The 20,859-nt window shown below is 39.7% G+C and carries 21 protein-coding genes, 1 other RNA gene and 1 pseudogene; 11 read left to right on the forward strand and 12 right to left on the reverse strand.

Annotated elements, in window-relative coordinates; translation table 11 throughout:
* Positions 1-217 precede the first annotated feature (217 nt).
* Together CF596_RS12930 and CF596_RS12935 are read left to right on the forward strand one after the other, a co-directional pair.
* Positions 218-463, forward strand: coding sequence for a type II toxin-antitoxin system RelB/DinJ family antitoxin (locus tag CF596_RS12930; RefSeq protein ID WP_004970507.1), 246 nt, complete (start codon positions 218-220; stop codon positions 461-463).
* Positions 453-745, forward strand: a pseudogene (locus tag CF596_RS12935) (type II toxin-antitoxin system RelE/ParE family toxin). The gene CF596_RS12930 and the pseudogene CF596_RS12935 overlap by 11 nt, the downstream one beginning before the upstream one ends.
* A 79-nt stretch (positions 746-824) precedes the next feature.
* Here CF596_RS12935 and pepP read toward each other — a convergent pair.
* The gene (pepP, locus tag CF596_RS12940) at positions 825-2,159 is read right to left on the reverse strand and encodes a Xaa-Pro aminopeptidase (protein ID WP_096902717.1); all 1,335 of its coding nucleotides are present in this window, start codon (positions 2,157-2,159) and stop codon (positions 825-827) included.
* Positions 2,160-2,253: 94 nt separating this feature from the next.
* Complete coding sequence (locus CF596_RS12945; protein WP_004970514.1) at positions 2,254-2,892, reverse strand: UPF0149 family protein; 639 nt, start codon at positions 2,890-2,892, stop codon at positions 2,254-2,256.
* A gap of 64 nt (positions 2,893-2,956) precedes the next feature.
* Between CF596_RS12945 and CF596_RS12950 the strand changes: the two genes are divergently transcribed.
* The 3 genes from CF596_RS12950 to ssrS all read left to right on the forward strand — a co-directional run bounded on the left by CF596_RS12950 (position 2,957) and on the right by ssrS (position 4,087).
* Complete coding sequence (locus tag CF596_RS12950) at positions 2,957-3,508, forward strand: hypothetical protein (protein WP_019836370.1); 552 nt, start codon at positions 2,957-2,959, stop codon at positions 3,506-3,508.
* 1 nt (position 3,509) lies between these two features.
* Complete coding sequence (locus CF596_RS12955; RefSeq protein ID WP_004970518.1) at positions 3,510-3,794, forward strand: cell division protein ZapA; 285 nt, start codon at positions 3,510-3,512, stop codon at positions 3,792-3,794.
* 110 nt (positions 3,795-3,904) lie between these two features.
* Positions 3,905-4,087, forward strand: a non-coding RNA gene (ssrS, locus tag CF596_RS12960) — 6S RNA.
* 47 nt (positions 4,088-4,134) lie between these two features.
* Here the strand turns inward: ssrS and CF596_RS12965 are convergent.
* From CF596_RS12965 to CF596_RS12990, 6 genes are all read right to left on the reverse strand, one after another.
* Entirely contained in the window at positions 4,135-4,536 is a 402-nt protein-coding gene (locus CF596_RS12965) for a helix-turn-helix domain-containing protein (protein ID WP_004970519.1), read from the reverse strand.
* Position 4,537: 1 nt separating this feature from the next.
* A complete protein-coding gene (locus CF596_RS12970; protein ID WP_019836372.1) occupies positions 4,538-4,828 on the reverse strand; it encodes a type II toxin-antitoxin system HigB family toxin in 291 nt (96 codons plus the stop codon).
* Between the two features lie 71 nt (positions 4,829-4,899).
* A complete protein-coding gene (locus tag CF596_RS12975) occupies positions 4,900-5,394 on the reverse strand; it encodes a flavin reductase (RefSeq protein ID WP_004970523.1) in 495 nt (164 codons plus the stop codon).
* Positions 5,395-5,516: 122 nt separating this feature from the next.
* Positions 5,517-6,545: a methionine synthase gene (locus CF596_RS12980; RefSeq protein ID WP_004970525.1), complete on the reverse strand. Its 1,029-nt coding sequence runs from the start codon at positions 6,543-6,545 to the stop codon at positions 5,517-5,519.
* Between the two features lie 26 nt (positions 6,546-6,571).
* Positions 6,572-7,573: a putative oxygenase MesX gene (locus CF596_RS12985; protein ID WP_004970527.1), complete on the reverse strand. Its 1,002-nt coding sequence runs from the start codon at positions 7,571-7,573 to the stop codon at positions 6,572-6,574.
* Between the two features lie 502 nt (positions 7,574-8,075).
* Positions 8,076-8,270, reverse strand: coding sequence for a heavy-metal-associated domain-containing protein (locus CF596_RS12990; protein WP_004970528.1), 195 nt, complete (start codon positions 8,268-8,270; stop codon positions 8,076-8,078).
* A gap of 149 nt (positions 8,271-8,419) precedes the next feature.
* On the opposite strand from CF596_RS12990, the gene CF596_RS12995 reads away from it, so the two are divergent.
* The 6 genes from CF596_RS12995 to CF596_RS13020 all read left to right on the forward strand — a co-directional run bounded on the left by CF596_RS12995 (position 8,420) and on the right by CF596_RS13020 (position 16,844).
* Positions 8,420-10,891, forward strand: coding sequence for a heavy metal translocating P-type ATPase (locus CF596_RS12995; RefSeq protein ID WP_096902718.1), 2,472 nt, complete (start codon positions 8,420-8,422; stop codon positions 10,889-10,891).
* Positions 10,892-10,950: 59 nt separating this feature from the next.
* Entirely contained in the window at positions 10,951-11,343 is a 393-nt protein-coding gene (cueR, locus tag CF596_RS13000; RefSeq protein WP_004970532.1) for a Cu(I)-responsive transcriptional regulator, read from the forward strand.
* 857 nt (positions 11,344-12,200) lie between these two features.
* On the forward strand, positions 12,201-12,902 hold the full coding sequence (locus CF596_RS13005; RefSeq protein WP_096902719.1) for a VIT family protein: 702 nt from the start codon (positions 12,201-12,203) through the stop codon (positions 12,900-12,902).
* Positions 12,903-13,142: 240 nt separating this feature from the next.
* The gene (locus tag CF596_RS13010; protein WP_096902720.1) at positions 13,143-14,864 is read left to right on the forward strand and encodes a phosphoethanolamine--lipid A transferase; all 1,722 of its coding nucleotides are present in this window, start codon (positions 13,143-13,145) and stop codon (positions 14,862-14,864) included.
* Positions 14,857-15,534 (forward strand): response regulator transcription factor, encoded by a 678-nt coding sequence (locus tag CF596_RS13015; protein ID WP_096902721.1) that lies wholly within the window; start codon positions 14,857-14,859, stop codon positions 15,532-15,534. The genes CF596_RS13010 and CF596_RS13015 overlap by 8 nt, the downstream gene beginning before the upstream one ends.
* Positions 15,534-16,844: an ATP-binding protein gene (locus tag CF596_RS13020; RefSeq protein WP_096902722.1), complete on the forward strand. Its 1,311-nt coding sequence runs from the start codon at positions 15,534-15,536 to the stop codon at positions 16,842-16,844. The genes CF596_RS13015 and CF596_RS13020 overlap by 1 nt, the downstream gene beginning before the upstream one ends.
* 9 nt (positions 16,845-16,853) lie before the next feature.
* On the opposite strand, the gene CF596_RS13025 is transcribed toward CF596_RS13020, so the two are convergent.
* From CF596_RS13025 to CF596_RS13040, 4 genes are all read right to left on the reverse strand, one after another.
* A complete protein-coding gene (locus CF596_RS13025; RefSeq protein WP_004970540.1) occupies positions 16,854-17,537 on the reverse strand; it encodes a phosphatase PAP2 family protein in 684 nt (227 codons plus the stop codon).
* Between the two features lie 56 nt (positions 17,538-17,593).
* Positions 17,594-17,971, reverse strand: a complete 378-nt coding sequence (locus tag CF596_RS13030; protein WP_004970542.1) for a diacylglycerol kinase — start codon at positions 17,969-17,971, stop codon at positions 17,594-17,596.
* Between the two features lie 180 nt (positions 17,972-18,151).
* On the reverse strand, positions 18,152-19,282 hold the full coding sequence (locus tag CF596_RS13035; RefSeq protein ID WP_004970544.1) for a TIGR00341 family protein: 1,131 nt from the start codon (positions 19,280-19,282) through the stop codon (positions 18,152-18,154).
* Between the two features lie 42 nt (positions 19,283-19,324).
* A complete protein-coding gene (locus CF596_RS13040; RefSeq protein WP_347337708.1) occupies positions 19,325-20,785 on the reverse strand; it encodes a sensor domain-containing diguanylate cyclase in 1,461 nt (486 codons plus the stop codon).
* Between the last annotated feature and the right edge of the window lie 74 nt (positions 20,786-20,859).

Genomic DNA, 20,859 nt, shown 5'->3' on the forward strand with positions numbered 1-20,859 from the left:
CGTATCAACTTTGCCAAAAGAATAAGCCTAAAATTCATGTGATTAAATCTTTGGCTTATCCGTAACTGGGGTTACTTAGTATTATTGATGGCTGATGATTGATTTTAGAATAAGCTCAACGATAAAAATGATCTCACATAATGGTTATTATACAAACTATCTTTGTAATGCATATTGCATTACAATATTTCCATACATTCAATAACTGAGAGAAGTGATGGCTACTGTTAATTTCAGGGTCGATGAAGCCCTTAAAGAAAAATCTTATTCAATCCTTAAAGAACAAGGTATCTCACCTACCGATTTCTTTACCAATATTCTTGAATATGTGGCAACGACTGGAAAGCTTCCAGTACAGAAAGCGTTGCTTTCAGAAGAAGATGCTGAACTATTGGCACTTGTCCGTAAACGCATGAATGATCCTAAAGAGATGTTCGAGGAAGTCACATTAGATGACTTATAATCTTTTACGTCACAAGGACTTCACTGCAGAATGGGAAAAGCTTCCGAGTGCTATCCGCGACCAATTCAAGAAAAAATTAGCCAAAGTCATTGAGCAGCCACATATTCCAAAGAACATGCTTAAAGGTGATCTTGCTGGCTGCTATAAAATCAAATTATTAAAAGCGGGTGTCCGACTTATTTATCAGGTCAAAGATGATCAGGTCGTTATTTTGCTCATTACCTTGGAAAGCGTGCTGATAACATTGTTTATGATGAAGCAAAAAAGCGGATCAAAGACTAAAAATTATTTACATACTCAAAATTTACACGCGCTTTCTAATAAAAAAGCTGATCACTTGACCAGCTTTGATTAGACCCAATTAAGCAGATTTAGCTTTTGCCATCAATGCTTCAATCTCTTCTACGGTTTTCACCACTTTTGAAGTCAGATTCAATGGCCCGTTCGCAGTCGCAACAATATCATCTTCAATACGGATACCTATACCACGCCATTTAGCATCTACCGTTTCATCATCGGGTGCAATGTATAGACCCGGTTCAACGGTCACCACCATACCTTCTTCATAAACACGCCAGTCTTCACCGTGTTTATAGCTGCCGACATCATGCACATCGATGCCCAACCAATGCCCTGTACCGTGCATATAAAACTGGCGATAACTTTCCGAAGCAATAATTTCTTCTAAATTGCCCTGCATAATGCCTAGATCAAGCAAACCTTGCACCAAAATACGCACCGCAACATGGTGTGGTTCTTTATAGGAGTTACCAATTTGTACAGCTTCAATTGCTGCAATTTGCGCATCCAATACAATGTTATACAGTGCTTTTTGTTCTGGACTGAATTGACCATTCACGGGAAAAGTACGGGTAATATCTGAGGCATAGCACTGATATTCACAGGCTGCATCAATCAGGACTAAATCGCCATCTTTAAGCACTTTGTCATTTTCGACATAATGCAAAATGCAGGCATTTTCACCACCACCGACAATACTGTTATAGGCAGGTACGCAGCCATTTTTACCAAAAATATAATTCAGTTCAGCTTCTAGCTCATATTCCATCATGCCTGCTTTTACTGTTTGCATGGCACGAGTATGTGCTTCTGCACTAATATTTGAAGCAATTTGCATCAGTTCCAATTCAGACTCAGTTTTATGCAAACGCATTTCATCCAGCAAACGATCTAACTGAACAATTTTGGCAGGTGCAGTATTGCCTTGACGATGCTGTGCATCAGCTTGTTGGTTCCATGCCACAACACGTACATCAAATTCAGTCTGATGCCCCAAGCGATAGTACAACGTGTCTTTATTGACAATTTTGGCGATGATTTCTGCATCTAATTGCGCAATTGCAAAAGACTCATCTGCCTCAAACAGCTCAATTGCACCTTCTAAACCTGCGCGATAACCATTCCAGATTTCCATTTCACGGTTACGTTCACGGCAGAACAACGTGTAGGTATAACCTTCATCAATTGATTCATAGGTTTCAATCACCGCAACTGCTTCAGGTTCAGCAAAACCTGTTAAATAGAAAAAACTGCTGTCGGCACGATATTTATAATCTGCATCACGATTACGCATTGCCACAGGACTGGTTGCAATAATTGCGACACTATTGGGCCCCATCAATTCTGCAAGTTGATCACGACGTTCTTTAAATTCGACTTGAGTCAGTTTTTTCATAAATACGGTCTACATATATAAAATGATGAAAATATGATTGTTGTAATGACTTAAAGCACCTTACACCGACTTAACTTAGGCACACAACGCCCGATTAACTCGGACGGTGTGGCGTAAACATTTCAACAACAGCACTTGCGTTTTGTGTGGTTTGTGCAGTTTGTTGACGCGACTTAGCATGTAAGTTTTGCAATAAAGAGCTTTCTTCTACTGGTACTTTTTTACGCCCAACAGATAAACTCACAGGAATCAAACGTACAAATTCATACAATTCCTGATAGCTTTCTTCGCCTTCTTCGTCATTGTCTGAATCTTCAAATTCAACCGCAGCAACATCTTGTAAATGCTCAATCAGTTCGATTTCATCTGAACGAATATGCCCAGAAGCCAAACCAAAACCAAGCACAACGCCTGCACACCAATCTGCCAAAGCTTGCACACGTTCTTGTAAAAGATGTTCATCATCTGGCAATAACGGCAGATAATCTAACTCATCTTCAGACAAAGCATGTGCGACATCTTCCGATTCATCGGTTAAAAGTGACAGTGCGGCTGGCTCTAATTCTGGCACATTGAGGGTTTCTAAAATCTGCTGCCACTCGGTTTCAGTTGGTGCATTTGTCACACAAACTATACCTGTCAGCAAGCCATGTAACTCACTTGGGCTTGAAATTTCTTCAATGTTAGAAAAATTGCGGAACCATTCCGACCAACCTGAAATATCGTCTTGCATTCGTTTATCCAATCTCTATACTTCGTATATATTACCTTTGTTTGCAATACTGTGCGACCACGATATGTTAGAAGAATTACAGCGTCTACAAGCGCATATTGGTGTTTTAAAAACACGAATTGATCATTATGAAAGTGAAAATACCGCCCTCAGCACAGCCAAGCAAACTGCTGAGGAACAGCATCATGCACAAATTGTGCAAAGAAACAGCATTATTACTGCCAAGCAAGATGAAATTGAGAATCTGACTGAGCAATTAAGCAGCACTCAGGCGCAATTTCAGCAGTTAAACCAAGATGCGACAGCACTGGCAGACCGTTACAGTCGTTTGGAAAAAAGCTGTACTGATTTGAAAAACCGCTTTCAGGAAATTTTGGCTGAGCGCAATGAATTACGCATTCTGAAAGAAAAAATGCTGAATGATCAGCGTATGAATCAGCATGAAATTCAGACACTCAAACAAGAACGTGAAAGATTGTTACAAAAAAATGAGCATGCCAAAGCCAAAGTTGAAGCTATTATTCAGCGTCTTGCAATTTTAGGTACAGCTCAAGATCATCATGCGCAAGAAATTCAACAACTTGCTCACCCTGCCGAAGTGAGCGAGGAAGGTTAATATGTCAGTTCAAATTCCAATTGATTTACGTGTTTTAGGACATAGTTTCCGTTTAGCCACAACTGAAGAAAAAAGAGAAGATTTAGAGCGTGCAGCACAATTATTGAATGAACGCTATGATGAGTTTCGTCGTAAAGCGCCCAATATGGAACCGAGCAAACTGATTATTGTGGTGGCTTTAGAGTTGATGCAAGAGGTTCTTTCTATGAATAAATCTTTGCAGCATTATGAGCATTGTGAGCGTTTACTCAGCACCATTTTGCAAGAAGTTGAAGCCCTTACTTAAGTGTCGTTTTTTTGACTTAAGTTTGCATAAAGGCTATGCAAACAAGCTCTATCTTTACAGTTAATTCGTGAACATGAGTTGCCAAGCAACTGAGATGGGTTATACTAATTCTAACTCTGAGGTGTTCGCCAGCGAGTCTATATCCCTGCCGATACTTAAATCTTAGGATTGTGTTCTGCATATTTAGAGCGTATGCCCATCTCGTATGGGAAACCCAGCAAGTATGCGTCGCGTCCGCCTTGAACTTTTTCGGGTTCAGGGTAACGACATGCAGCGGCATCTTCGGAGCTATTTATTTTTAAATATCTAAAAATAAAATGTCTAAAAAATATAAAATCGTTTAGAAAAATGTATCAGCAGAAACCTTAAACCGCTCAGACAGCGCTTTAATATGACGAATATTCAACTGGCGTTTGCCGCTTAAAATCTCCGAAATCACAGATTGAGTTGCAACCTCTGCCAAGTCAGATTGACCTAATCCATGTTGCGCCATCAAAAAAGCTAAAGCAGCACGACCATCTCCATGAGGAATAGGCAGGTGTTCATTTTCATAAACAGAAACCAAGTCACCGAGTTGATGAATCAGCCCCATTAAAGGATGCGTTTCATCATCACCAACAATATCTAAAAGCTCATCTAAAGCCTCGACAAGTGCATGAAAATCTTTTTCATTTTCTGGTTTACTCAGCAAAGGAGCAACGTAGTGCCAGTGATCTACAGCCTGTTTAATCATTGCGTTCATACTAATCCTCCTTCCAATGACCTTTGTCATATTCTTTATGGGATAACACATGACGAATATACACACGCTTTGCCTGATACATCACAACAGCAATAAGTCGAATCTTATTCCCACCAATATCGAATACATGAAACTTTCCAACTTTATCAACTGCTGGAAATAACTGCTTCATTTCGGCAAAGTCTTTCGGATCATTTGCCTTAATAATTCGATACCAACCATCGAGTGCTGTTTCAGCCTGTGGCCACTTGTGCATTGCCTCTATAATTCTAGCGTGGGTGATCACATGCATAATATTTTATCGCATTTTGCTATAAATCAAGTATAAACTGATTATCGCATATTGCAATATTTTATAGCGAATTAAACAAACTCAGTTTCACCAACTTGATGATAGTGACGATTAAAATAAACCAACGCCTGATCTTGTTGATTTTTTTGAATGGCAACTATTGGGCAAATAAAAATAGTATGCGTCCCCACTTCTTGAATTTGCGAAATTTCACAATCAAAGCTGACCAATGCATTTTTTAATATAGGAGCGCCCGTTTCCAAAGCAGCCCATTCAGCCTGCTTAAAACGCTCATCGGAACTCAATTTTGATGAGGCAAATGCATTGGAAAGATGTTCTTGTTCTGCATTTAGCACATTCACACACAGCACTTTATTCTCTAAAAAACTGAGATGTGAACGCGATGATTTATTCATACACACCAATAATGTTGGCGGTGTATCTGTCACGCTACATACCGCAGATGCAGTAAAACCATGACGTCCTGCATCTCCCATTGTCGTCACTACATTGACTGCACTTGATAAGAAAGACATTGCATTTTTGAAGTCTGTTGCTTTAACCATCACCGTATTCCAACACTCAACTTTTTTAGAAAGTTCAAAGGATGCTTTTTGCCTGAAAAAGCATCCCTGATTCACTTAACTTAAATTCACTTGGCTTGAATTCACTTCGCCTGATCGAACGCTTAACTAGATAATTCTTGGCGAATAATCTTCGTACCAGCAGCCAAAGCCTGTAACTTGCCTCGTGCAACCTGACGACTCAATGGTGCCATTCCACAGTTAGTCGATGGGTACAACTTGTCAGCATCGACAAATTGCAATGCTTTGCGCAATGTATCTGCAACTTCATCGGCTGTTTCAATCGTATTCGTTGCGACATCAATCGCACCCACCATCACCTTTTTACCACGGATAAGTTCAAGCAAATCCATCGGAACACGTGAGTTGTGACATTCCAGTGAGATAATATCCAAATTAGACTGCTGTAGTTTTGGGAAAACTGCTTCGTATTGACGCCATTCTGAGCCGAGTGTTTTTTTCCAATCGGTATTGGCTTTAATGCCATAGCCATAGCAAATATGCACGGCTGTTTCACATTTCAAACCTTCTAACGCGCGCTCTAATGTTGCCACGCCCCAGTCATTCACCTCATCAAAAAACACATTAAACGCAGGTTCATCAAACTGGATGATATCCACGCCTGCTGCTTCAAGTTCACGCGCTTCCTGATTCAGGATTTTGGCAAATTCCCACGCCAGTTTTTCACGGCTCTTGTAGTGCGCATCGTATAAAGTATCAATCATGGTCATAGGACCAGGCAACGCCCATTTGATGGGTTGATCTGTCAGTGAACGCAGGAATTTGGCATCTTCAACAAAGACTGGTTTTTGCCTAGAAACTGCACCCACCACAGAAGGGACACTGGCATCATAACGATCACGAATTTTGACTGTTTCACGTTTTTCAAAATCGACACCTTCAAGGTGTTCAATAAAGGTGGTGACAAAATGCTGACGGGTTTGCTCCCCATCACTCACAATATCAATCTCTGCTTGCTGTTGTTCATGCAGTGATAGACGCAGCGCATCTTGTTTTGCGTCCAGTAATTCTTGCCCTGTTAATTTCCACGCTGACCAAAGCTTTTCAGGTTCTGCGAGCCACGAAGGTTTAGGTAAGCTGCCAGCCGTTGAGGTCGGTAATAAAATAGCCATTTTGAATCTTCTATCTGTATTTTAAGTTAAGCAACACGTTCTTGATTGGCAGCATGCAGCGGCACGAACTTGGCAGCCCATTGTTCAAGAATATCTTGATAAGGCTTGATAAAGTTTTCTTCAGTCCATTTGCCCTGCTTGACTGCCAACTGACCTCGCTCAACACGGTCATATACAACTTGGGTTAATGAATAATCCTGATAATTCAAACTTGGCTGATAGACCTCGCCTGCAGGTGAGTTGGTGTTATAAATTTCAGGACGATAAATTTTCTGGAAACTTTCCATAGTACTGATGGCACTGATCAACTCAAAATCTGTGTAATCACGCAGTAAATCACCAGAAAAATAGAACGCAAGCGGTGCATTGCTATTTTCAGGTTTGAAGTAACGCACAGTTAAACCCATTTTTTCAAAGTAGTCATCGGTACGTGAATATTCATCATTTTTATATTCTGTGCCTAAGACAGGATGCACATTGGTCGTACGATAATAAGTTTTTGTGGTTGATACGCTCAGGCAAATCACAGGTTGTTTTTGAAACTCAGCTTGGAACACTGCTGAACTGACCAAATGCTGATAAAGCTTGCCATGTAAATCACCAAAACTTTCAGGCTTTTCATTTACTTTGCAGCCTAATGCTGGCAAGACCACACTAAAATCATAATCACGAACATACGATGAAAAACTGTTGCCAATCATGCCTTCAATACGTTCATTTGTTTGATGATCTGTGATCGTACTTTTTAGCATTTCAATGAATGGAAAAGTTTTGCCATTTCCTTCAATATCAATTTCTGCAGAAATAATGTCGATTTCAAGCGAATAACGATCACCTTTTGGGTTATCGCAAGATGCCAGCGAGTTAAAACGATTATTGATCATCGCTAAAGTTCTGCGTAAATTTTCCTGACGGCTTTCACCACGCGCCAAATTTGCAAAATTGGTGGTTAAACGCGTGTTGTTAGCAGGTTCATAGTTTTCGTCAAAACGAATACGTTTAATTGAACAGGTGAATGGCTTTGTCATGATGATCTACTACCCAAATTTAAAAAGTTAAAATTTCTGAATGAGGGTATTTATACTGGAACGACAAAGTGAATAAAAATGATTTAACCTCAACCTAAAGTGAATTTTATTCACCTTAATTTAAAGCAAGCAGTAGAAACATCTAAAAATGATGGTTTTTCTGTTATCCCTTAAATTTAAAAATTAAAATAAATATTTCAATAACAACAAGTTAAAACCAAAAAATATTTTTATTCCGATAAATATTGAAGAGTATATTTTAGAGGACAGCACATAGTTCATTCAGCAGATTTCAGCCCTGAATGAATGAAACTCAGCTTGAAGTTAGAAAATCTCAGCTTCTGATTGGCTTGGTTTAGCATCTTCGTGATCAAAATGTATTCAGTTGGTCACATCAAAAAACAACGAGAAAAAAATCGGCAGGCAAAAAAATAGGTCAATTCGTCAGTTGACCAATTGACCTTACGATAAGCTCACTCGGAGCTTCTTAGATGATGCAGTTTTATTGAACTTGTGCAGGAAAATCATCTTCTGCCAATGCAGCGGTAATTTGATCTACTGTTGCAGTGCTTTCCACAGTCACAATTTTAGTCGCTAAATCGACTTCAACTTTTGCAGCAGGATCAACATCTTGAATGGTTGCCGTGACACCACGTGCACAACCGCCACAAGTCATATTTTCAATCAATAGTTTCATTGCGAACTCCACACTTCTGCCTTTGTTGAACTGTAGTTTAAAGCTTACCATGCTGGCAAGGTCAAGCCTATTTTGGGCTAAAATTTACTTGACCTTACCATCGTGTCAATCTATATGCTAAACACATCCTCCAAATTATAGAGACGACCATGGACGCAAAACACCCAAATGCCTCTCCCTATCAGGAAACTTTGTCTATAGAAGGCATGACCTGTGCCTCATGTGTCGGGCGTGTCGAAAAAGCCTTAAAAAAAGTCGATGGTGTAGAAAAAGCTGAAGTGAATCTTGCAACAGAAAAAGCACTGATTCACGCATCGCAACCTTTAGACCGTGCACTGCTCATTAAGGCAGTGCAACGTGCAGGTTTTGATGTAGCTGCCATTCAACCAATAGAACTGTCTATTGATGGCATGACCTGTGCCTCGTGTGTAGCACGTGTCGAAAAAGCCTTAAAGAAAGTGTCTGGTGTAGAACAAGCCAATGTCAATTTGGCGACTGAACGCGCATGGATTCAACCGAATGCCACAGTTTCTAGCCAAGACCTGATTCGAGCGATTCAAAAAGCAGGTTATGACGCCAAACTGCTGCAACACGACTCTAACGAACAACACGATAAAAAGAATCTGGAACAGCAACAACTGAAACGTGATTTAGTAATTTCACTGATTTTAGCCTTGCCTGTATTTATTCTGGAAATGGGCTCACACATGATTCCCGCCTTTCACATGTGGGTGATGCACAATATTGGGCAACAACAAAGTTGGTTGATTCAATTTGCTTTAACCACATTGGTGCTGCTGTTACCAGGACGTCGTTTTTATCAAAAAGGGATTCCAGCGCTGTTACGTTTTGCGCCTGATATGAACTCTTTGGTGGCTGTGGGAACTTTGGCTGCATACAGTTTTTCATTGGTAGCGACATTTATGCCACAGCTTTTACCAGAAGGCACAGTGCATGTTTATTATGAAGCTGCGGCAGTGATTGTCAGTTTAATTTTGCTAGGGCGCTATTTCGAAGCCAAAGCCAAAGGTCGCACTTCACAAGCCATTCAGCATTTAATTGGTATGCAAGCCAAAACTGCGCGTATTCATCGAGATGGTCAAATCATTGAAGTACCTGTGGCAGAAGTCAGTTCCAATACCATTGTCGAAATCCGCCCGGGTGAACGTATTCCTGTAGATGGTGAAGTAGTCGAAGGTCATAGTTATATAGATGAATCGATGATTACAGGTGAACCTGTTCCTGTGGCAAAACAAGTGGGCAATCAAGTTGTAGGCGGTACCATCAACCAAAATGGCACACTAAATATTCGTGCTACTGCCATTGGTGAAGCTTCGGTGTTGGCGCAAATTATTCGTATGGTCGAACAAGCGCAAGGCTCTAAATTACCTATTCAAGCCTTGGTGGATAAAGTGACCATGTGGTTTGTACCTGCCGTGATGTTATTGGCTGCACTTACTTTTATTGTGTGGTTTATTTTTGGCCCAGAACCTACCCTAACCTTTGGTTTAGTCAATGCAGTCGCTGTTCTAATTATTGCCTGCCCATGTGCGATGGGTTTAGCCACACCGACTTCAATTATGGTGGGAACAGGTCGTGGCGCAGAAATGGGCGTGCTGTTTCGTAAAGGCGAAGCTTTGCAGCTTTTGCAAGATGTTAAAGTGGTCGCGGTGGATAAAACAGGAACGCTCACCGAAGGCAAACCAACATTAACCGATTTTCATGTGCAATCGGGTTTTGATGCAGATCAGGTCTTTGCACTTTTGGCATCGGTAGAAGCGAAATCTGAGCATCCCATTGCATTGGCGATTGTGCAAGCTGCAACAGAAAAGCAAGTCAGTTTACTGCCTGTTACCGAATTTGACAGCATCACAGGTTCAGGTATTGAAGCACTGGTGAATGGTCAACGTATTCAGATTGGTGCAGACCGTTATATGCAACAAATTGGGCTAGATGTTAGCGCTTTTAATGCAGAAGCTGCACGTTTAGGACAAGAAGGCAAAACACCAATTTATATGGCGATTGATCAACAACTGGCAGCCATTGTTGCCGTTGCAGACCCAATTAAAGACACGACTTTTGCTGCTATTGCGGCGTTGCATCAACTGGGTTTAAAAGTGGCGATGATTACGGGAGATAACCGACATACGGCTCAGGCAATTGCTGCACGTTTACAGATTGATCATGTGGTGGCCGAGGTTTTACCTGAAGGCAAGGTCGATGTTGTACGTGAATTACAACAGCAATTTGGACGTGTGGCTTTTGTGGGTGATGGTATTAATGATGCCCCTGCTTTGGCACAAGCCGATGTTGGAATTGCGATTGGTACAGGTACAGATGTTGCGATTGAAGCAGCCGAAGTTGTATTGATGTCGGGCAATTTACAAGGTGTGCCCAATGCAATTGCTTTGAGTAAAGCCACTATCCGCAATATTCGTCAAAATCTGTTTTGGGCATTTATTTATAATATTGCCTTGATTCCAATTGCTGCAGGCGTGCTATACCCGTTTGCAGGTATTTTGCTCTCGCCTATTTTTGCTGCGGGCGCGATGGCATTATCTTCAGTGTTTGTATTGGGTAATGCGCTCCGTTTAAAATATTTCCAAGCAGCACAGATTTAAATGCAACATACAAAAGGGTTTAGAAGATTGCTCTACGCCCTTTTTATGAGAGAAGTCACATGAATATTGGTCAAGCCTCTAAGCTATCGGGTATTTCCAGCAAAATGATTCGTTATTATGAGCAAATTGGTTTACTGGATACCGCCAAACGCTCTGCTTCGGGTTATCGGATTTATTCTGAGCAAGATTTAAAAACTTTGTCTTTTATTAAGCATGCACGGGATTTGGGGTTTTCTTCTGAGCAAATGAAAGAATTGCTAGGTTTATGGAAAAATGCTGACCGACAAAGTGCAGAAGTGAAGCAACTCACGCTTAAACATATTGAAACCTTAAAACAGAAGATTACGCAATTACAGGAAATGGCGAACTGGTTGCAAAGCTCTGCAGATCATTGCTCTGGCGATGAACAGGCAGATTGTGTGATTTTGAAAGATATTGAATTGGGGAAGTGATTTGGAATTAAGCTTCCCCCATTCAAACAAGACCTGACAGTTATCCACTTGTTAGAAACCATTGTTGTATCTGTCAGCTTAAATTTAACTTAGGAAATCTACATCCCTATCTTTTTAATACATAGCATAAAAAAACTCACACTTTGGGGAAGTGTGGGGGGAAACTTGGAATATCTGTTACTTTATGGGAGCGTATTATATATAAACACAATTTGAATTGATAGATATTCTAAACAATTTACGAGATAAATTTAACACTTTTTAAGAATCTCTCCGATAAACTGCACAACAATCAAGTTTTAGCACTATTCATTACGCATATTTTAGCGCGGTAATTCATACCCTTTTTCATTAATTAAACGAACCGCAGCATCACAGACTTCTGCATCATAAATTGTACCGTGTCCACGTATGACTTCTGCAAGTGCGACATCTACCCCTAATGCGAGGAGAAATAAATGACTTTAAGTCAAATACGTCTGGCGATACTAAGTCACGAGATAATTTAGGCATACTTTACCCTGCACCCAACCGATGAATGGTTTTTAGACTGACTTCGCTCACTACAGGTACCACAATATTCTGAAAAGACATCACGATATTTCCTATTTACTTGCAAGCCTGATTGAATCAATCTCTTTTATCATCTTACAAGCTATTGATCATTTTTTAAGGCATTTAAAGGTTGAAATTTAAGGAAATTTTATAAAAAACTCCAAGCTCAAACTCAAAAACCACATTACGACTTCATCTATTTTGTGAAATACCTCTCATTTTTAAACGATAAATTTTTTAGAATGATTTATGCTATATCACACATCAATAAACGAAAATTGAATAACAAGAGAGTTTGATCTATGCCACATTCTTACCACCTCGAAAAACACTATATTGAACGGTCTGGATGGTTACGTGCTGCAGTATTGGGTGCGAACGATGGGATCATTTCTGTGACCAGTTTGGTCGTGGGGATGGCAGCCAGTGGTGCATCTTCTCAAACATTGTTAATTACCTGTATTGCAGGCTTAATTTCGGGCGCTGCTTCTATGGCAGCAGGTGAATATATTTCGGTGAAATCTCAACAAGACATTGAACAAAATGACCTTGCGATGGAAGCACGCGAATTAAAACTCAATCCAGAGCATGAACTAAAAGAACTCACCAATATTTATATGATTCGTGGTTTAGATGCCGAATTGGCAGAACAAGTTGCCATACAACTGACTGCTCACAATGCTCTAGATGCCCATGCCCGTGACGAAATTGGTATTTTAGAACACACCTCAGCGCAGCCATTTATGGCAGCTTTTTCATCGGCATTGGCATTTACTGTAGGTTCATTATTCCCGTTGGTGTCTATTTTACTCTTACCTGAACATCTGTTAGACAAAGGCGTGATGTTGGTCGGTGTAATCAGTCTAGGGGTTATGGGTGCGCTTGCCAGCTATGTCGGTGGCGCAAGTATGTGGAAAGGTGCATTGCGTGTCATGATCTGGGGTATTGTCGCCATGGTATTCAGTGCGTGGATTGGTTCAATGTTCCATGTCGCTGTGGCTTAAAATCTAGAAAACTCAGTATAAAAATCTGCCCTATCTTTGGATAAAAATATGTTCAGAGATAGGGCAAGCTTCAGAAATAACATGAATGAACAGCTTATCCATGCAAAGTTTATATCTCTAAAACTTCTATCTTCAAAGTTAATCAAATAAAACTACAACAGATTCAGCCCACAATTTTAAGTCAGTTTTAAGTTTCAAATTTTAAACTAAAGCATCTTAAAGTCTTTTGAATCATTGACAATGTCTAAGCAGCCCGAATCACCACTTGCTCCATCTATCTTTGCCCGACTACGCTTTTGGCAAAAACCGATTTCTTTATTCTATTTCAATCTACTGCTTGCCCTATGGTTAGGCTTGGTATTGAACTATGGATTTTATGAGAAAATTCAACAATTCACACCTTATCAGGGCATTAAAGCCATAGGCTTATTGATTGCAACTGTGATCGTCATCGTATCGGCGTATCATCTGTTGCTGCAATGGCTAAACTGGCGTTGGAATGCCAAAATATTAGCCAGTATTTTGATTGTAGTCGGTGGATTCAGCGCTTATTTTGTTAATAGCTTGGGCGTAGTGATTACCGCAGACCAAATTCAAAATATGCTGCAAACCGATGTACGTGAAGTACGTGATCTTTTGTCTGTACGCTTAGTGGTTTGGAGTGTGCTGTTTGTACTATTGCCATTGGTCTTGGTGTGGTCTGTTAAAATTCAGCCGACTCATTTTGCCCGTCAATTACTGCAAAAGACTTTAGGCAGTGTAGTTTCGATTGTGCTGATTTTGGGTTTATTGTTCTGTTTTTATGTGGATTATGCTGCAATCTTCCGCGAGCATCGTGATTTAAAAGGCATGCTTTCTCCACAAAATGCGATTGCCTCTAGTCTATCGTATTATAAAAAGAAAGCACCCAAACAGAATTTGCCGCTGCTGCGCTATGGTGAAGATGCACATTTAATTCAACGTGCGCAAACAGGCACAGCACCCAAAATTATGCTGTTGGTGGTTGGTGAAACTGCACGTGCCGAAAGCTTCTCGCTGAATGGCTACGCAAAAAATACCAACCCTGAACTCTCTAAGCTGCCTGTGATTAATTTCACTCAAGTCAGCTCTTGTGGTACAGCCACGGCTGTTTCTGTGCCGTGCATGTTCTCGGGGATGCCACGCCAAAATTATGATGAACAACTGGCAAGTCACCGTGAAGGATTACTGGATATTGCTCAGCGTGCAGGTTATCAAGTCACTTGGATTGATAACAATTCAGGCTGTAAAGGTGCCTGTGATCGGGTGCAGCAATATCAAATTCCTGCAGAACTAAAACAAAAATGGTGTGATGCCAGCGGTGAATGTTTAGACGAAATTTTAGTAGACAGTTTACAGGCTTATCTTGCTCAACTGGACCCGAAAGACACGCGCTCACATTTAATTGTATTGCACCAAATGGGCAGTCATGGACCTGCTTATTTCAAACGCTCAACCGCAGCTTATCAACCCTTCCAACCGACGTGTAACAGCAATGCGATTCAGGGGTGCAGTGCCGATGCCTTACGCAATACCTATGACAACTCGATTGTCTATACCGACCATGTTTTAAGTCAGTTGATTCAAACTTTAGAGCAACAAAAAAACTATCAAACAAGTTTTTGGTATTTGTCTGATCATGGAGAATCGACAGGCGAACATGGTTTATATTTACACGGCGCACCGTATTCTATGGCACCCACTCAACAAACTCATGTACCGATGCTGATGTGGTTTTCAGAAACTTGGCAACAACAAAATGCTGCGCAAGTGAATTGCTTAAAAGCACAACGCCAAACAGCATTGAGTCAGGACAATCTTTTCCCAAGTTTATTGAGCTTACTAGATGTAAAAAGCCAAGTGATTGATCCGAAAAATGATATGCTGAATCAATGTTCTGCCCCATCTACCACTCAACCGCAGCACGAGTCATCACATGCCTAAAATATTAATCATTGAAGATGATTTTATGATTGCCGAATCGACCCAAACCTTGCTCAAGTTACAGCAATTTGATGTTACTTGGGTGAACAACGGGATTGATGGCTTAAAGCAATTAGAGCAGCAAGATATCCAGTTGGTGTTGCTGGACTTAGGCTTACCCATGATGGACGGCATGCAGGTATTAAAAAACATTCGCCAGTTACATCCACAATTGCCCGTGCTGATTATTTCTGCGCGTGATCAATTGCAACAACGGGTGGATGGTTTAAATCAGGGTGCAGATGATTATTTAATTAAACCCTATGAATTTGATGAATTACTGGCGCGAATTTATGCCCTGCTCAGACGTAGCGGCGCACAAAATCCTGTAAACGATACCGCACATATTTTAAGTTATGGCGATTTAGTCTTAGATACCGAACAACATTTGGCAAAATTCAAAGGTGAATATATCGAATTGTCGAATCGTGAATGGGCAATTTTAATGGCTTTGGTCAGCCACCCTAATAAAATTTTCTCTAAAAGTAATTTAGAAGATAAATTATATGATTTTGACAGTGAAGTCAGCAGCAACACCATTGAAGTCTATATTCACCATTTACGCGCCAAACTTGGCAAGGACTTTATTCGTACCATTCGTGGTTTGGGCTACCGTTTAGGGCAAATTTAATGCAATCCTACTCTTTGCAAAAACGTCTGATTGTTTATGTTTCTATCTTTAGTGTCATGTTGGGCTGCGTTTTGGTATTTGCAGCGTATCGAATTGCCCTAGAAGAAATGAATGAAATTTTAGATGCACAAATGCAAAGTTTGGCGGAACGCATTGCAGCAAACCATCCAGAACCTACACAAAGCCAAATCGATTTAAATCAGAGATATAGTGAAGAAGACTTATTTGTCGATATTTGGTCATATACCGATGCAACACCACAATTACACCCTCAAGATGTGTTGCTACAACCCGTAGAAAAACCAGGGTTTTATAATCATCAAACCGAAGTTGGACTGTGGCATACCTATATTTTGCCGCAAGAAACCCTACAGATTCAAATTAGCCAGCAAAACTCTGTGCGCCAATATTTAGCTTTAGAATTAGCGGCAAATATGTTTATTCCCTATGCAATATTTTTACCCTTTGCCCTTTTGGCTTTGGGTTGGCTGATTCGTCATAATTTTCAACCACTAAATAACTTTAAAAGCGAATTGGCACGTCGTAAAGCGCAGGATCTCAGCCCGATTCACATGTTGGATTATCCTGTCGAGCTTGCACCCACGATTCAGGAAATGAATCAGTTATTTACGCGAATTTCTGCCGCACAGCAGGAACAGCGCCAGTTCGTTGCCGATGCTGCACATGAATTACGTACCCCACTCACTGCACTCAATTTACAAGTACAAATTTTATTGCAGCAATTTCCACATAGTGATGCCCTCAATAATTTAAGCCAAGGGGTTTTGCGTTTACAGCATTTAGTCAATCAGTTATTAAGCTTAGCCAAGCAAGATGCCTCAGATAGTCTAATTGAAAACGATCAAACCCTATCTTTAAATCAAATGACCATTGCCTGTGTGGAACAACTTATTCAATTGGCATTGCAAAAAGATATTGATTTAGGTGTCGAACAACGCCAAGAGTTGAATATTCATGGACAAAGTTCTGCTTTGCATTCCATTATTTATAATTTAATTGATAATGCGATTAAATATACCCCCAAACAAGGCGTGATTAATGTGACTATTTTTCAGCAAGAACAACATGCAATTTTGCAAATTGAAGACAGTGGTGCAGGCATTGACCCCGCACTATTCAATCAAATTCGACAGCGTTTTTACCGTATTCATAACCATGCGGAAATTGGTAGTGGTTTAGGTTTATCTATTGTAGATAAAGCCACCCAACGCTTAGGTGCAAGTTTAGAGTTTTCTAAAAGTGCCAGTTTAGGTGGTTTATGTGTGCAGGTTAAATTTCCGATGCGTTAAGATCGGGTTTTAAGTTAGATTTTGAGTGTGCAATTTATGCGCCAAGAATGCATAGGCAACCACATTCAAACACCAAGTAATCCAGCCTGTCCAAAGATTATGACTAAAAAAATGTGCCCCGCGCATCATTTGCGCCCAGCCCATCCCCATGCCTAAAATACATGCTGCAATTAAGAAAAAATAAGCACGTTTAGGTTGAGCAACCCGATAAACAAAATATCCTACCAATAAAGCAAAACCACTTGAGGCATGCCCACCAGGAAAACAATGCCCTGCCGTTGCACTTAAATCCCACCAAACGCCATGCGCTGTGGCAATGCTCATATCCCACGGGCAAGCATGTGCCGACTGCGATTTAAGTATTGCAATCACACTGGTTGAAATCACCGCCATCCAAAAGAAATAGCCAAACTCCCAACGACGAGCACGTAATTTTTGAAATCTGAAAGACAGCAACCAAGCCAGCAAATAGCTCAGATATACTGCAATCAGGATATATTTGACATAACGATGATTTAATTCAGCCAATGCCCAATTTTGTCGCAGTGGAAATTCTGCATGTGCATCTATAAAAGGTTGAATTAGGTGTAAATCTAGCGTGCCTGCAACGCTAAAAAAATTGAGCAATATCAGCAAACTCAGAAGGAGTAAAATTGCTTGAAGAAGTAAAAATTTTGAATGCTGATGCCGCATGAGGATTACTCAACTCACTATCTATTTTAAAGTCTGTCTTATGCTTTTTTGAAGAATTAAGCAGGAATCAGGCATGCGCCCCAAGTCAATGTGATAATTGCCAAAGCAACAAATTGCGCTGCACTGCCCATATCTTTGGCATTTTTAGACAAGGGGTGTTGCTCCATCGAAACACGATCGACCACGGCTTCAATAGCAGAGTTAATCAGTTCGACAATGATGGCAAGTAAACACACCACAATCATGAGCACTTGTTCAACACGACTGACAGGCATGAAAAAACTGAGCGGGATCAGCAGTAAATTAATCAGAATGATTTGCCGAAATGCCGCTTCATTTTGAAAGGCGGCTTTAAAGCCTGCCAAAGAATAGCCTGTGGCATTCAAAATCCTTTGTAAACCAGAAGTGCCTTTGTAAGGAGAGCGTGGAAGCATAGTGAATCTGATTTGAAATAAATCCGATGTTAAGTGGTTTAGCTTAAAATTGGCTTAACTATAACCTTTTGAGACTATTAAATTAAATCGGTGTAATATGTAACATTATGAGTGCCCTATTGAATAATAAGACTCCATCTAAAGTAAGCTGTAAATACCATCAATTTCTTATTGTTGAATCTAAGGTTGTATCAATTGCTCGGCTTCAACTTGCTTAATATCAAAATCAGGACTTTCTTTGGCTTGAATAATTTGCACAGGAATAAAGCGCACTTGAACCACACTTGGTTTTCCACGTGGGTCTTGTGCTAATTTTTGATTCAATGCAGAAATCTGTTGAGGTTTTGGCGCTATATCTCCACGCAAGACTACGCGAATTAAAGTCATCTCTTTACGCCGATCAAACTGCACCGTATCAATCAAATTATTATGTTGATTAAATTGACTTTCAATCAAGCTTTCTACCTGATGTTCATACATCTGTTTATTTAACATCATCATAAAGTTAAAGCTTAAATAGATACCCAGCGCAAAAAGTACTAAAAGACTCACGATATTTCTTTTAATAAATTCAATTACTGTGCTATTTACTTCTTCATCTGAACCGCGTCTAAAACCAGCTGCCCATAACACCAGTGAAGAACTAATTTGAATAGCAACAATATTGGTCAGTGCCAACAGCAGAGCATTTGCTGCATGTTTCCATTCCAGATGCGCAATTAATATGCCACTTGCAACCAGCGGCGGTACCAAAGCAGTCGCAACTGCAACGCCAACAACAGCCACAGACAGACGTGGTGAAACGGCTGCAAATGCCCCTGCTGCACCACCCGCAAGTGCAATCATTAAATCCATAATGGTAGGCTGAGTTCTAGACAGAATTTCATGGGTGATAGGTAAGTTAATATTGATAAGACCTAAAATGATGCCAATACTGACAATCATCGACACACCTAAAACTAAGGTTTTAAATGCTGTTTTAAAAAACAACCATCGATTATCAATAAATGCTAAAGCCATACCTGAAATAGGACCAAGCATCATCGCAACCAGCATTGCACCAATCACCACTGCAGCTGAATTAGACAATAAACCATAGCCTGCAATAATAGCTGCCAAAGCATTCATTATAAAAAAGGTTTTGCTTGGCAAGGCATCGGCCTGAATATTCAGCCGTACTTGTTTATGATCAATCTTTTTAGAGTTTTCGCGCTCCGCTTGTTTGTATTTCAGCTTTTCTTTCAGAAGTTCATATTTTTCTTGTTCAGGACTGTCTTCAACCACAATCGTTGGATCTTGATCTTTTTCCATCGCATGCCTCTGTGTTAGCTGAATAGGAATCTATCCAAATTCTCATGTAGCCGTAGACTTTGTGCAATTCCGCCCAGCATGTTTGGCTTCATACAATTTATTATCTGCAAGTTTAAGCACTTCAGAAATATCCTCTGCATCTTTAAACCAAAATGCGATACCAATTGAGATGGTAATTTCACCCATACCATTAATATTGGTTTGTTGCATGGTCGTTCTTAAACGCTCCGCAGCTTTATATGCCACACTTGGGTCGGCAGTCGTCATCAGCACTAAAAACTCTTCGCCCCCAGAACGGCAACAAATATCATGATCCCTAAAATTAGTTTGCATTATTTGGGCGAGCGTTTGCAGTACCATATCACCTTGATCATGCCCATAGTGATCATTAATTTGCTTAAAAAAATCTATATCAATGGCTAATACTGCAAATTCGGTACGAGTCTCTAGCAGTTCATTTAAAAATAATTGCATACCACGACGGTTATATAAACCTGTTAATGGGTCCGTATTGACACGATGTTTTAACTCCGCAATCCGATCACTAAAGGTTTCCGAACTCATTAATAATGAGGTTCTAAACTTTAAAACCTCGAAATACCACGGATCAACTTCTTTAATTTTATTTTCAATGTCCGCATGATTGAGCATACTTGCCATACGTGCCAAGCGGTTCAAAGGTGAAGAAATAAAGCTTGAGATATACCAAATCAATAAAAAAATGAAAAAGTAAAAAATGAAGATTCCAATCGATACTTTAAAAATCAGCGTATTAGCTTGTGCAAGTAAATCATCTGTGGGCTGCTGAGAAACTACAATCCAATTTACACTTGGAATATGTGCAAAACCCGCCAAATTATCTATACCTAAACTATTCTTTAAACGAATTGATCCCTTTGTATTCTTATTAATATAATCCAAACCTGTATTATTGATAATTTTTTCACCAATTCGCTTTTTATCTGGATGAAAAATAATACGATTATGTTGATCAATCACATACATATAACTTTTTTTATAATCATACTGAGTATTGAGCATGGTATTAATCAAGTTCTGCTCCTGTAAATAAATCGTACCACTGATTAAGCCTAAATATTGATGTGTTTTATTATAAATAGGTTGTGACATCATGACGATTAAATTATTACTTATAGACCAATAGGGAGATGAAATATAAGTTTTCTTTTTTTCAATAGATCCATCAATACCAATGGTACTATAAGCCTGATTAAAATTAAGTTTTAATGTATTAGGTGCATAAGCTAAAATATGTTTATTCTGCTCTACCAATAAAACACTATTAAAATTATTCGATTGATTTTTTAAGCGTTTTACTTCTTCTTTTCTAACTTGTGTATTATAAAAATTTTTTTCTAATAAACGTGCACTATAATCCAACTCTTGCAGCATATCTGAAAAATGTTGATTGGCACTGGTGGCAATTTTTTCTGCATATTTTTCATTGATCGAAAGTGAATTTTGAATTAATTGTTGTTTAATTAAGCTGTCATTAAAAAGTAAACATGTATTCTTTTCCGAATTGGTTTGATACTCTCTCCACCCATTGCTCTATT

The organism is Acinetobacter sp. YT-02, from assembly GCF_002412355.1.
GTDB lineage: Bacteria > Pseudomonadota > Gammaproteobacteria > Pseudomonadales > Moraxellaceae > Acinetobacter > Acinetobacter towneri.

What these genes read in the sequence shown, in the direction of transcription:
- CF596_RS13020 (WP_096902722.1), top strand. Translation starts at nt 15,534, where the DNA reads ATGCAATCCTACTCTTTGCAAAAACGTCTGATTGTTTATGTTTCTATC.
- CF596_RS13025 (WP_004970540.1), bottom strand. Translation starts at nt 17,537, where the DNA reads ATGCGGCATCAGCATTCAAAATTTTTACTTCTTCAAGCAATTTTACTC.
- pepP (WP_096902717.1), bottom strand. Translation starts at nt 2,159, where the DNA reads ATGAAAAAACTGACTCAAGTCGAATTTAAAGAACGTCGTGATCAACTT.
- CF596_RS12995 (WP_096902718.1), top strand. Translation starts at nt 8,420, where the DNA reads ATGGACGCAAAACACCCAAATGCCTCTCCCTATCAGGAAACTTTGTCT.
- CF596_RS12955 (WP_004970518.1), top strand. Translation starts at nt 3,510, where the DNA reads ATGTCAGTTCAAATTCCAATTGATTTACGTGTTTTAGGACATAGTTTC.
- CF596_RS12930 (WP_004970507.1), top strand. Translation starts at nt 218, where the DNA reads ATGGCTACTGTTAATTTCAGGGTCGATGAAGCCCTTAAAGAAAAATCT.
- CF596_RS13030 (WP_004970542.1), bottom strand. Translation starts at nt 17,971, where the DNA reads ATGCTTCCACGCTCTCCTTACAAAGGCACTTCTGGTTTACAAAGGATT.
- CF596_RS12980 (WP_004970525.1), bottom strand. Translation starts at nt 6,545, where the DNA reads ATGGCTATTTTATTACCGACCTCAACGGCTGGCAGCTTACCTAAACCT.
- CF596_RS12970 (WP_019836372.1), bottom strand. Translation starts at nt 4,828, where the DNA reads ATGCATGTGATCACCCACGCTAGAATTATAGAGGCAATGCACAAGTGG.
- CF596_RS12965 (WP_004970519.1), bottom strand. Translation starts at nt 4,536, where the DNA reads ATGAACGCAATGATTAAACAGGCTGTAGATCACTGGCACTACGTTGCT.
- CF596_RS12950 (WP_019836370.1), top strand. Translation starts at nt 2,957, where the DNA reads ATGTTAGAAGAATTACAGCGTCTACAAGCGCATATTGGTGTTTTAAAA.
- CF596_RS13015 (WP_096902721.1), top strand. Translation starts at nt 14,857, where the DNA reads ATGCCTAAAATATTAATCATTGAAGATGATTTTATGATTGCCGAATCG.
- CF596_RS12945 (WP_004970514.1), bottom strand. Translation starts at nt 2,892, where the DNA reads ATGCAAGACGATATTTCAGGTTGGTCGGAATGGTTCCGCAATTTTTCT.
- CF596_RS12985 (WP_004970527.1), bottom strand. Translation starts at nt 7,573, where the DNA reads ATGACAAAGCCATTCACCTGTTCAATTAAACGTATTCGTTTTGACGAA.
- CF596_RS13010 (WP_096902720.1), top strand. Translation starts at nt 13,143, where the DNA reads ATGTCTAAGCAGCCCGAATCACCACTTGCTCCATCTATCTTTGCCCGA.
- CF596_RS13005 (WP_096902719.1), top strand. Translation starts at nt 12,201, where the DNA reads ATGCCACATTCTTACCACCTCGAAAAACACTATATTGAACGGTCTGGA.
- CF596_RS12990 (WP_004970528.1), bottom strand. Translation starts at nt 8,270, where the DNA reads ATGAAACTATTGATTGAAAATATGACTTGTGGCGGTTGTGCACGTGGT.
- cueR (WP_004970532.1), top strand. Translation starts at nt 10,951, where the DNA reads ATGAATATTGGTCAAGCCTCTAAGCTATCGGGTATTTCCAGCAAAATG.
- CF596_RS12975 (WP_004970523.1), bottom strand. Translation starts at nt 5,394, where the DNA reads ATGGTTAAAGCAACAGACTTCAAAAATGCAATGTCTTTCTTATCAAGT.
- CF596_RS13035 (WP_004970544.1), bottom strand. Translation starts at nt 19,282, where the DNA reads ATGGAAAAAGATCAAGATCCAACGATTGTGGTTGAAGACAGTCCTGAA.